Here is a 12,294-nt window from a genome sequence, read left to right as displayed (position 1 = left end):
TCCCTTCAACTTTAGAATTATTTACAAAATACCCTTGCAGAAATCATAGCCTTTGCCACAGGTTCCTTAAATGCATTGTACATACTAATTTCAACCTTAGAAAAGTGTCTTCCTTTATCCACAATTTGTGCATATATATCAATATCACTACCCATTTGTACAGGCTTCATAAAGTATGCCATAATACTATCTACTGAAATATTAATATTATTATTCTGTCTTAATGCCATTATACCCATTGTTGATAATAGCATATTAAGTGAACTCCAAGAAGCAGTACCAAAATGGTCTAGCATTTGAGGAATAATCTGGCCATTAAAGTGTAAATCATCGCCCTCATGTAAACATATGAAATTTCTTAAAATAAGATCTTCTATAGTTTCCGCAACTTGTGGCTGCCTTAATGCAAACTCCATCGCCTTTATAACATCTTCTATACTTAGAACTCCTACTAGTTTTTTCTTATTAAGTACAGGACAAATCTTTATACCATCCCACCCCATAATATGAGCAGCATAAGCTACAGTTGTTTTCGGTGTTACACTTATAGTATTTTTATTCATAACCTTATGTATTAGTTCATTTTCATCATCATGCCCTTGCAAATCTCTTAAAGTAACTATGCCAATAAGCTTCATATTCTCGTCCACCACGGGATATCTCTCATGATTAGTTTCAAACATTAATTTTCTCCAAGTAGCAATAGTATCGGTCCCCTTTAAATACTTAACATTAACTTCCATTACATCTTCAGCTAAAATAATTTCCTTCTTAATCATACTTTCATAAATAGCTTTATTTATCATGCTTGCTACTGTAAAGGTATCATATGTTGAAGATAATACAGGAATACCTTTTTTATTTGCCAAGGCCTTTACTTTTTCACTACAATCAAACCCTCCAGTAATTAGTACCGCTGCCTCATTTTCAAGGGCAAGCTGTTGTGCTTCTTCGCGGTTTCCAACAATAAGTAAGTAACCTGGTCTTATATATTTGCTTATTGATTCAACATCCATTGCCCCTATTATAAATTTATTTAAGCTTCTATTTATGCCTTCTTTTCCGCCTAAAATCGTTGCATCAAGGATGCTTATAACTTCAGCATAAGTCAACCTTTCAATATTTTTTTTATTTACCTTTTCAACTCTTACGGTTCCAACCCTTGGCACGGTACTAACAATGCCTAGGTTTTCAGCTTCTTTTATAGCTCTATAAGCTGTACCCTCGCTAAGCCCTAATATACAACCGAGACCCCTTACTGAGATTTTAGTTCCAATCGAAAGGGAAAGAATATAGTTAATAACTTCTTCATGCTTTGACATTATATAATTTACCTTCCTTCTTTCCTTAGTTCTTCAGCAATTTTCTCTATTCTTCTTAATCTATGATTAATCCCAGATTTACCTACTGGTGGCTCAAGTATTGCGCCAAGTTCCTTTAGTGATTCATCTGGGTATTCTAGTCTTAACTCAGCAATTTCCCTTAAATTTTTAGGTAATCTTTGAAGCCCTATTTCCATTTGTATTAATTTAATACTTTCCACTTGTCTTACTGACGCATTTACTGTTTTACTAAGATTTGCCGTTTCGCAGTTCACAAGCCTATTTACATTGTTTCTCATTTCCTTCATTATTCTTACATTTTCTAAAAATAATAATGAGTTATGTGCACCAATTATATTGAGGAGGTCTACAATCTGCTCACCCTCTTTAATATAAATTACGTAACTGCTTTTTCTTTGTATTATTTTTGATAATAGTCCATAGCTATTAATAAGAGTGCATAGTTCCTCTGCATAGTCATTATCATGCGTAACAAACTCTACATGGTAGTTTTTCTCTGGATTACTAATACTTCCACCACCTAGAAAAGCTCCTCTTATATATTTACGCTTGCACTCTTCAGCATCAATTAGTCTTTCAGGTATAGTATAATCTATTGAAAAAAAGTTCTCATCCTCGAGGACTGCCACTTGCTTTAATAAATCTTTAACACCCATTTCTTCAGTAATTATAACCACATAAACATTCTTTTTCTTAAGTGAATTACTTCTCTTAACTAGTAATCTAGGATGAATATTAAAATGTTCCTTTAATAATTTAAATATAAGTCTTGCTATTGCAGGATTCTCAGTAGTTATTTGGAAATTAACTTGTTTATTTGAACCAAGTCCAATAGTTCCACTAACCTTCATTATAGCAGCCAGCTCAGACACCGCTTCTTTCTTACTCATTTCTGTAAATCTACAAATTTCATTTTTAACCTTAGACGAAAATGACATTATTCTACCCCTTACTGCGTTTATTTTCTTTAAGCCTTTGTGATAAATAAACATACTCTACTATTTTCTTTTTATCATTAAATAGCTTTTTCTCCATAATCGTTTCTACCAAAATGGTTGCAAGCTTATCTTCATCATGTCTTATATACCCTTTTCCTATTTTAACAAAATCACTCTTAATTACCTCTATGCCTTGCTTTGTAATTTCATCTTCATTTATCTTAACCATATTAGAATTATCGTTAAGATATTTTTGTTCTAAATCACTACCTATTTTACCTATATTTACCAAAACGCAATCAATAACCTTGCATTTAGCATGCTGATGTATAGCATTTATATGGTCTTTCACACCAAAGTTATCACTTTCCCCTGGCTGAGTCATGATATTTGCCACATAAATTCTTAAGGCTCTCGTTTTATCTAATGCATTTCTTATTTCCCCTACTAATAGATTGGGAATAATGCTAGTATATAAACTTCCCGGTCCGAGTATTACAGCATCCGACTCATTTATAGCAACTAATGCTTCTTTAATTGCTTTCGCGTCTTTAGGTTCTATAAAAACCTCTTCAATCGCACTATTATTTTCAAGAGCGCCTTTTGGTATATTTGATTCTCCATCAATTATCATTCCGTTCTTAAGTTTTGCTTTTAAAATCATATTGTCTAAAGTAACTGGGATAACCCTTCCAGTTACAGCCAGGACTGAACTCATTTTCTGCACAGCTTCTTCGAAATTATTTGAAATTCCATCCATCGCTGCTAAAAATAAATTACCAAAGTTTTGGTCCTTTAATCTTCCATCTTTAAATCTATAGCGCAATAATTCGTCCATTAGTGGTTCCGTATCTGCTAATGCTAATATACAATTCCTAATATCCCCCGGGGGAAGAATCCCTAAATCTTCTCTTAAAACCCCTGATCCCCCACCATCATCTGCTACTGTAACTATTGCAGTTATATTATTGGTATATTTCTTTAATCCTCGGAGCATAGTTGATAAACCAGTACCTCCTCCGATTACTACAATTTTAGGTCCTTTTATAAGTACCCTCTTTTCAAATATTAAATCCCCTAAGCCTTTTGAACTTATAGCTACATCTAGCTTTCCTGTATTTACTAGTATAATAAAATATTTAACAATTTGTATTATAGCTACATATATCATCAACGACCCAATCACTATGAAAAGTATCGGAAAACTTATACTTCCCACAGAAGAATGTCCTTCATTTATAAATTCAACAACACCAAAAACTAATAACAAGACGCCCATATTCCCCAGAAAAATCCATCTTTTCAAGTTGATACCAGGTTTCAGAAAATCACTCAACATCATAGCTTGTTGCCGCCTCTACTCACGTCTTCATTTATATCCCTGTGATCTATATTAGCGTTATAACCATCTTGTTCTAACATTTCATGGATTTTATTTGCTATAGCTACCGATCTGTGTCTTCCCCCAGTGCATCCTATAGACACTATGAGTTGTCTTTTTCCCTCTTTTTTATAATTTGGAATAAGAAATTGTAGCATATCTTGAAGCTTCTCTATAAATACTTTAGTCCCCTCGCACTGTAATACATAATCTCTAACAGGTTGGTCATTACCTGAATACTGCTTAAGTTCTGGAATATAATATGGATTTGGCAAAAACCTAACATCAAATACTAAATCTGAATCCACAGGTATTCCATATTTAAATCCAAAAGAAAGCACAGTTATAATAATTTTAGTTTCTATCTGACCTTCCTCTGCATAAATATTATTTATTTCTTCTGTAAGCTCTCTTGCTGAAATTTTCGTAGTATTGATTATATGGTCAGCACGCTCACGTATATCCTTAAGTGTTTTCCGCTCAGAAGCAATTCCATTTAAAACCCTTCCCTCTGGTGCTAGCGGATGTTTTCTCCTTGTCTCTTTATATCTTTTAACAAGTACTTCATCTGTTGCTTCTAAAAACAAAATTTCATATTTATAATCTTGTTCTTTTAAAAAGGTTAAGCTTTCAAATAAATCATCAAAAAACTTTCCACCTCGAATATCTATAACTAAAGCAATTCTATCTATATTCCCGTTAGATTGATAACACGCCTCCGCAAATTTCGGAATCAATATAGGTGGCAAATTATCTACACAAAAAAATCCTAAATCCTCAAGATTTCGTATTGTTTGTGTTTTTCCAGCGCCTGATAACCCTGTCAATATAACAAATCTCATTTAAAAACCCCCCTATTTAAAAAAGTAATAACTACTACAACTGTTAATATTTTAATATTAATAATAAATTCGCTTTAAAGGCTCATTTACTGCATTGTACTAGCATAGTTTCACTTTTTATTATAACACATGGAGCGTTTATAGAAAGGTAAACATAAAAAAGAAAAAAAGTATATATTACTATTAATGCATTCACTTCAATGCATTATACGTAATATATACTTTTTGCGCATAAAAATATTTGTTGTTTATTTATAAAATTTCTTTTAAAGCTTTTATAAATAACTCATTTTGCTTTAGTGTACCAATTGTAACCCTAAGCCATCGGGGCATACCTAATAAATGTCCTGGTCTTACAATAATACCTTTTAAAAGTAACTTATCAAAAACTTCCTTATCATCAATTTTTGTATCCACCATAAGAAAATTAGTGTTCGTTTCTATGTACTGCAGATTCATTAACTCAAATTGCTTATATAAATACTTTTTTCCAGCTATATTTGTTTCAGATACTAGTTTTAAAAACTCTTCATCCCTAAGTGCTGCTACCGCTGCTTTTTGTGCATATAAATTAACATCAAAAGGCCCAATAACTCTATTAAGATATGAGCATAATTCCTCGCTAGCTATTCCATATCCACATCTTAGAGATGCCAATCCGTAATATTTAGAAAAGGTTCTTAGAATAATCATATTAGGGTAATCATTTAAATATTCTAAAGAATTCGGGAATTCTTCTGAAGTTACATATTCATTGTAGGCCTCATCCATAATTATTAATACATGGTTTGGTATTTTGTTTATTACTCTCGCAAATTGTGCTTTAGTAAATATAGTTCCTGTAGGATTATTAGGGTTACAAAACCATATGATTCTTGTTTTCTCAGTTATTGAATCTACCATTTTTTCTATATGTATTGCATTATTATCCATAGGTATTACGATACTAGTAGCTCCCATAAGTTTTGTTGAATCCTCATACCTAGAGAAGGTAACCGCCGCCGTTATAGATTCATCTCCTGGCTCTAAAAAAGTGTTTGCAATTACTCTGATCAATGAATCGGAGCCTGTACTGCACACAATCTGTTGGGGATTTACCCCAAGCTTTGCGCTTATTACATCCTTCAATTCGTGATTTGATGCATCTGGGTACATATGAGTTTCCTCTACTAATTCTCTTAATGCTTTTTTCACCTTTGGCGAACATCCTAATGCATTCTCATTGGACGCAAGCTTTACAACCTCCGCAAGCCCCAATTCTCTCTTAACTTCACTTATAGGCTTGCCTGCCTTATAACTCCTTAAACCCAAAATTTCTTTACGTACCATGTATTCCATAATTTCCCCCTATATAATTATACTTACTCCTCCTTGGAAGCTCGTTCGTCTTCTCCCCATATCTTTACTTCAGTAGTAAGCTTTACTCCAAATTTCTCATAAACTACATGCTGCACAAGCTTTATCAAATCCAAAATATCCTTAGCACTAGCATCTTTTTTATTAATAATAAAACCAGAATGTTTCTCAGATACTTGAGCATCCCCAACGCAAGTACCCTTTAAATCGCAATCTTGTATAAGAACACTTGCATAATGGCCCTCTGGTCTTTTAAATGTACTCCCCGCTGATGGGTATTCTAAAGGTTGTTTATCGCTTCTTTTTTTCGCAAGGTCGTCCATCCTTGCTTTTATAATCTCCTTATCTCCTTCTTTTAGACTAAGGGTAACACTTATTACCGTATATCCGTGTTTTAGAATAGCGCTACTCCTATAAGAAAGCTCCATTTCGCTTTTTGTTAAAGTTAATAATTCTCCATTATTATCAAGGGCTAATATACTCTCCATAACCATAGACATTTCACCATTATATGCTCCTGCATTCATAGCTGCCGCACCACCAATGCTACCTGGAATTCCATTTGCAAATTCCATACCTTTAAGTCCTTCACCCAGTGCCACCATGGTAACATCATATAAACTTGCTCCACTTTGAGCGATTACTTTATTTCCTTTTACCTCAATTTTATTAAACTTACATAGCTTTATAACTACTCCACGAATTCCACCATCACGTACAAGTAAATTAGAACCATTTCCTATTAAATAATAATTCACATTGTTATCTTTACAAATTTTTATTATTGACTGAGCTTCCATCACATCTTCCGGAGTCACTAAAATATCAGCTGGTCCCCCTACTTTAAAAGAAGTATGATTTTTCATAGGCTCATCTATCTTTATGTTTGATCCTCTGGTAACTTTATCTATTTGTTTAATTAGTTCCTCATATTTTTTCATATTCTACTCCTTGAAAATATTAATATATTTACATAATTCCAGAGCATAAAGCATATAATATATGCTTTATACTCTGGAATTATATAGTGCTTTTATTTTACCCTTTTTACTAAGATATTTCAACAATTTAACTAATCATTATTAATTATTAATTTTTCTGACATATTTGATTATTATTTCAATATTCTCTATTTACTCTTTTTAAAATATTCTAAAACACATTCCGAGGCCTTACTGTCCATAGAGGGAGTCTCCATTAGTTCCTTAACACTTGCACTTTTTATCTTATCGATGCTACCAAATTTCTTTAGTAGCTCGCGTCTTCTCTTTTCCCCTATATTAGGTATATTATCTAATATAGAATACAGAGTTCTTTTATCTCTTAAAGTTCGGTGATAAGTAATAGCGAATCTATGGACCTCATCTTGTATTCTAGTAATCAAGTGCATGCTTTGAGAATTGCCTCTCATAACTCGCTCTACATTATTATATATTAACCCTCTAGTTTTGTGCTTGTCATCCTTAACCATTCCACATACAGGTATATTAATATTAAGACTATTTAAAACCTCAAGGGCCACATTGACCTGCCCTTTTCCACCATCCATAAGAATTAAATCAGGAAATATACAGAACTTTCCTTTACTTAATTCTAAATTTCTTTCTTTTATTTTTTCCACTTCATCTAGTCCACGATTAAACCTTCTCTCTAGTATTTCTCGCATACTATCATAATCGTTAGCTCCTATAACTGATTTTATTTTAAACCTTCTATAATCACTACTTTTAGGCTTTCCATCTTCAAAAACCACCATACTACCTACAGAATCCACGCCCATTATATTTGAGATATCATAGGATTCAATTCTTTCAGGTATTTCATCCAGTTCCAATAAGCCCGTAAGCTCCTCCAGTGCAATTTTGTGAATTTCCTTATCCTGCATATCCTTTAATTTAAATTGTTCAAGGGTTATCTTAGCATTATTTTCTACCATCTCTAATGTCTTTTTCTTTTCTCCCTTTTGAGGAACCTTAATCACAACTTTTGATTCTTTTTTGGAACTGAGCCACTGCTCTAGAATCTCTCCCTCATTTATGAACGGCACATATATTGTTTTAGGAATAAAGGCTGCCCCTCCATAAAATCGCTTTATAAATTCTTCTATAAGCTCATGTGCTACCTGGTCCGCTTCATCATTTAAAATAAAATGTTCACGTCCTACTATCTTACCATCTCGAAGAAAAAATACCTGAAGGCAAACATCTTTTTCATCAACATATAGATTAATAAAGTCTTCATTCTCGCAATTTCCTATTATAATCTTTTGCTTCTCATTTATTTTATCTATGGCCATGATTTTATCGCGAAACACCACCGCTTTTTCAAATTCTAAATCTTCCGATGCATTTTCCATTTTTCGCTTTAGCTCATCTTTTATATTCCTGTCTTTTCCTGCAAGTAACTGCATTGTACCTTTTATGATTTCCCCATAATCTTCTTTACTAATAAGCCCTGCACAAGGGCCTTTGCACAGCCCAATATGATAGTTCAAGCAAGTCCTAGTAGGGGGCAGTCCCTCTTTAATAGTTCGTCTACACGTCCTAAGTGGGTATATTTGTTTTATAAGTTCAATAATGCTATATACAGCTGCTGAATCTGTATACGGCCCAAAATATTTTCCGCCATCATTTGCAATGTTTCTAGTTACAAAAACCCGTGGAAATTCCTCATTTATAGTTATCTTTATAAAGGGATAGTGTTTATCATCCTTAAGCAAAATATTATATCTTGGGCTATATCTTTTAATAAGATTACACTCTAAAATAAGTGCCTCCATTTCCGAATCCGTTACTATATATTCAAACTCAGATATATTTTTCACCATAGCCTTTACTTTTACAGAATGATTTTTTGAACCCTTAAAATATTGCCTTACTCTATTTTTTAATATTTTAGCCTTACCCACATATATTATTTCACCAAGATGATTACTCATAAGATACACTCCTGGTGCATCTGGAAGAATCTTTAGTTGATATTCAAAATCAAACACATTAGCACCCCTTTAAAAATGTCGTTAAATTTCCTGGGCAATATACTACAAATTGCTCCATATATCATGTAGCTATCTTATTTCTAATAAGAAAGCCAGATATTATTTCAATATCTGACTTTCTTTACTATTATATGCATATATTTTTATGCTTTATTTTAAATAACTTTCAATAAGATCTCTAGTTACTTGGGCAGCTTTTTTACCACCAACTCCACCCTCTTCTACAATTACCGATATGGCAATTTCAGGATTATCATAGGGTGCAAATCCAGTAAACCAGGAATGAGCACCTCTTTGTGCACTAGCATCAACTTTATGATCTGCAGTACCCGTTTTTCCACTAACCTCAATGCCTGACACAGCTGCATTAGTTCCTGTACCTTCAGTTACAACGCCTCTCATTAAATCCTTCATAGTACTAGCATTTTCCTTTGATATCACTTCTCCTAGTTGCTTCGGTTCTATTTTTTTTAAAGATTTACCTTTGCTATCCAATATTTCTTTAACAAGCATTGGTTGCATCATAATACCATCATTAGCAACAGCGCTTACAACTAATGCCATTTGCATAGGAGTAGCTAAAACCTCCGCCTGGCCTATAGCACTTTGAGCGATATTACCTTTCTCATAGCTTTTATAGCTTGGGAATCTACTATTCTCTATAGTTAACCCTTCAGATGGGATATTCTTGTTAAAATAAAACTTTTCTGCGGTTTCCTTTAGTGCTTTATTTCCTAAATCAATACCTAAAGACCCAAAAAACGCATTACTAGAATGTTCATAAGCAGATTTAAAATTTAAACTTCCTAAAACCTCGCCATTATAATTTGTCAATAGCTGTGTTCCATTTACAACTAATTTACCATTATCCTGGTATCCCTTATTATAAACATTAGTGATATTTTCTAAAGCGCTTATCGCCGGAATAGTTTTAAATACAGACCCTGGTGGATATAACCCAGATGTCGCCCTATTAAGTAGTGGTGTACCTTCTTTATCTGCATTTAAATCTTTCATATCTCTTTCTAAATTATTTGGGTCATAAGATGGATTAGATACCATAGCTAAAACTTCTCCAGTTTTAGGATTCATCGCCACTATCGCACCTTTACATCCTGTATCCTTTAAAAGCTCATAAGCTTTATTTTGAAGCTTTGAATCAAGAGTAGTTCTTAATCCATTTCCAACTTTCTCTTCAGTATCTTTACTAAAGAAAACAAACTTTGGAATTGCTGTCTCTCCAGCCCCCATAAGTTCTTTATCGTATTTTTTTTCAAGACCAGCAAGATTATATACAGTATCCATATACCCTATAGCATGGGCAAAAACTGGACCCTTTAAATATTCTAGTTTTTGAGACGTTTCACCTGTTTTCGTACTTTTTGTTAAGGCGTTCATATCTTTATCGTAAATTGTTCCCCTTAATACCTTATTTCTCTCAACCGAAGTTCTCCTATTAAATACACTATCTAAAGTCTTTTCGCTCCTAAACATATATGAATAAGTTATGTAGGAAATTAAAGCAATGAAAAGTATTAAAAACACCAACATGACCTTTTTTATATTATTCACGAAATCATTCATAACTTTGACCGTCCTCTGAAATTTTTTGAAGTATACCTAGTGCAAAGAAAGTTATTAACATAGAACTACCACCAGAACTAACTAATGGCAGCGTTATACCTGTTAGTGGAATAGCTCCAACTACCCCACCTACTATAACCAATACTTGGGCAGCTATCATTGTACTATAACCCACTGCAAGTAATCTTGTAAATTTATCTTTACTGTAAACAGGTACCCTCATGCATCTATAAAACAGTAAGAAATATAAAATAAGGATAGCGAAGCCAGTAAGAAGGCCCATTTCCTCAGCAATAGCCGAAAAAATGAAATCTGTAGTAACTACAGGAACCATTCCAGGGTGCCCAAGTCCAAAACCTGTTCCAAAAAGACCACCGGAGGCTATGGAAATTAAAGATTGTACTACCTGATATCCTTCATGATTACCATATTTCCATGGGTCATTCCAGATCATAAACCTTAGACGAACATGCCCAAAAAGTTTATAGCTTATAAATCCACCTATAATAAAAAATCCTAAACATATTAGAACATATTTTAAATTTGAAGTAGCAATATATAACATGGTTATTGAAATAGCAAAAAATAAAAGTGCTGATCCTAAATCCGTTTGCTTTACCATTAACCCAAGTGAAATCATAACTACAATTCCAGGCTCAATTAATTCCTTAATTTTCATAATCTCTGACTTTCCCTTAAGATTTTCTCCATAATTCTGTAGTGATGATGCTAAATATGCTACCAAAGATAATTTAGCAAATTCTGATGGTTGGAAAGTAAATCCACCAACAGATATCCAGTTTTTAGCTCCATAAACTTCTTTTCCAAATATACTTCCCAATGACATAAGTATAATAGTACATATCATGTAAAAATATTTGTACTTTCCAAACTTAGATAAGCTAGGAAAAAGCACTACTACTAAAATGAATATGGCAATTCCAACTGCATAAAAGATAAGTTGTTTAAGTGCAAGAGATGAGTCTAACCTATATAACATGGCCATACCTATAACCGCTAAAACATTCGAAAACAGTAAAATATATTTGTCACCATCCGGAAAAAATCTTCTTATTATAAAATGAGAATACGCAAACATTAAGCATATTATTGCGCACATTATTATTGCGCCTTTGTCAAACCCATTTTTACCAATAAGAAACATATTGATAAATAAAACTATGCATAGAAGATAAGTATACCTTAGAAGCTTCCGCTCTTCCTTTATCTTTTCCATACTATCACCTCCCTAGCACTCATAATTTACCCTATAACTTTAAAAATTGAAGTTCCTATTTTAATTTCATCGCCCTTTTTTATGATTACCTTGTCCGTTACTTTTTTGTTGTTTTTAAGGGTTCCATTAGTACTTCTCAGATCTTGCAAAATATAATCTGTATTTTTAAGATATATTCTTGCATGCTGAGATGACACGTATTTGTCCCCCAAAATTAAAAGATTATCTCCCTTTCTGCCTATGGTAAGCACATCGTTTAGAGGAATAACCGCACCGATTCTTAAATTAAAATTTTCTCCTCTTTCTATAACCTCAAGCCCCATAGTTTTCTTAATAATTGGTTTCTTCTTTGCACCACCTTTTATGTCCTTATACATTATTCTCAAAGCAAATATTATTATAATGTAAATAATCGCTATAATTGCATATCTCAAAAACAAGCTTATATTAGCCATAACTCACTTTCTCCTCTTTAAATCATAATCAAAGACTAGCATTAAATCATCTCCTGCGGAGCCGCACATCTTAGCAGAAGATAAATTGACGACTTCAGAAGGAGATTTACCCCTTTGTAGACCTCTTGCGCGGGTAACAATTATTAATCGTTATCCCCCC

The 12,294-nt window shown here is 33.1% G+C and carries 10 protein-coding genes; all 10 read right to left on the bottom strand.

Annotated elements, in window-relative coordinates; all coding sequences use genetic code 11:
• Window positions 1–17: 17 nt before the first annotated feature.
• A complete protein-coding gene (locus ACWJKP_RS03630) occupies window positions 18–1,322 on the bottom strand; it encodes a DRTGG domain-containing protein (RefSeq protein WP_165412425.1) in 1,305 nt (434 codons plus the stop codon).
• Between the two features lie 8 nt (window positions 1,323–1,330).
• A complete protein-coding gene (gene whiA, locus ACWJKP_RS03625) occupies window positions 1,331–2,281 on the bottom strand; it encodes a DNA-binding protein WhiA (protein WP_165412424.1) in 951 nt (316 codons plus the stop codon).
• A gap of 4 nt (window positions 2,282–2,285) precedes the next feature.
• Complete coding sequence (locus ACWJKP_RS03620) at window positions 2,286–3,623, bottom strand: gluconeogenesis factor YvcK family protein (protein ID WP_462961416.1); 1,338 nt, start codon at window positions 3,621–3,623, stop codon at window positions 2,286–2,288.
• Window positions 3,620–4,504, bottom strand: coding sequence for an RNase adapter RapZ (gene rapZ / locus ACWJKP_RS03615; protein ID WP_165412422.1), 885 nt, complete (start codon window positions 4,502–4,504; stop codon window positions 3,620–3,622). Before rapZ ends, ACWJKP_RS03620 begins: the two co-directional genes overlap by 4 nt.
• Before the next feature lie 252 nt (window positions 4,505–4,756).
• Window positions 4,757–5,842 (bottom strand): histidinol-phosphate transaminase, encoded by a 1,086-nt coding sequence (gene hisC, locus ACWJKP_RS03610; RefSeq protein ID WP_202881861.1) that lies wholly within the window; start codon window positions 5,840–5,842, stop codon window positions 4,757–4,759.
• Between the two features lie 23 nt (window positions 5,843–5,865).
• Window positions 5,866–6,801, bottom strand: a complete 936-nt coding sequence (murB, locus tag ACWJKP_RS03605) for a UDP-N-acetylmuramate dehydrogenase (protein ID WP_165412421.1) — start codon at window positions 6,799–6,801, stop codon at window positions 5,866–5,868.
• 188 nt (window positions 6,802–6,989) lie between these two features.
• On the bottom strand, window positions 6,990–8,855 hold the full coding sequence (gene uvrC / locus ACWJKP_RS03600; protein ID WP_165412420.1) for an excinuclease ABC subunit UvrC: 1,866 nt from the start codon (window positions 8,853–8,855) through the stop codon (window positions 6,990–6,992).
• 153 nt (window positions 8,856–9,008) lie between these two features.
• Window positions 9,009–10,442 (bottom strand): peptidoglycan D,D-transpeptidase FtsI family protein, encoded by a 1,434-nt coding sequence (locus tag ACWJKP_RS03595; protein ID WP_165412419.1) that lies wholly within the window; start codon window positions 10,440–10,442, stop codon window positions 9,009–9,011.
• Window positions 10,435–11,679 (bottom strand): FtsW/RodA/SpoVE family cell cycle protein, encoded by a 1,245-nt coding sequence (locus ACWJKP_RS03590; protein ID WP_165412418.1) that lies wholly within the window; start codon window positions 11,677–11,679, stop codon window positions 10,435–10,437. Before ACWJKP_RS03590 ends, ACWJKP_RS03595 begins: the two co-directional genes overlap by 8 nt.
• Window positions 11,680–11,705: 26 nt before the next feature.
• On the bottom strand, window positions 11,706–12,134 hold the full coding sequence (locus ACWJKP_RS03585) for an FHA domain-containing protein (RefSeq protein WP_165412417.1): 429 nt from the start codon (window positions 12,132–12,134) through the stop codon (window positions 11,706–11,708).
• Window positions 12,135–12,294: the final 160 nt, after the last annotated feature.

It is taken from the genome of Clostridium sp. CM037 (assembly GCF_055081095.1).
This window is presented reverse-complemented; position numbering and strand designations above follow the sequence as displayed.

Excerpts from the sequence above, each read along its gene's own strand:
- whiA (WP_165412424.1), bottom strand. The coding sequence starts at position 2,281 with ATGTCATTTTCGTCTAAGGTTAAAAATGAAATTTGTAGATTTACAGAA.
- rapZ (WP_165412422.1), bottom strand. The coding sequence starts at position 4,504 with ATGAGATTTGTTATATTGACAGGGTTATCAGGCGCTGGAAAAACACAA.
- hisC (WP_202881861.1), bottom strand. The coding sequence starts at position 5,842 with ATGGAATACATGGTACGTAAAGAAATTTTGGGTTTAAGGAGTTATAAG.
- ACWJKP_RS03585 (WP_165412417.1), bottom strand. The coding sequence starts at position 12,134 with ATGGCTAATATAAGCTTGTTTTTGAGATATGCAATTATAGCGATTATT.
- ACWJKP_RS03630 (WP_165412425.1), bottom strand. The coding sequence starts at position 1,322 with ATGTCAAAGCATGAAGAAGTTATTAACTATATTCTTTCCCTTTCGATT.
- murB (WP_165412421.1), bottom strand. The coding sequence starts at position 6,801 with ATGAAAAAATATGAGGAACTAATTAAACAAATAGATAAAGTTACCAGA.
- ACWJKP_RS03620 (WP_462961416.1), bottom strand. The coding sequence starts at position 3,623 with ATGATGTTGAGTGATTTTCTGAAACCTGGTATCAACTTGAAAAGATGG.
- ACWJKP_RS03590 (WP_165412418.1), bottom strand. The coding sequence starts at position 11,679 with ATGGAAAAGATAAAGGAAGAGCGGAAGCTTCTAAGGTATACTTATCTT.
- ACWJKP_RS03595 (WP_165412419.1), bottom strand. The coding sequence starts at position 10,442 with ATGAATGATTTCGTGAATAATATAAAAAAGGTCATGTTGGTGTTTTTA.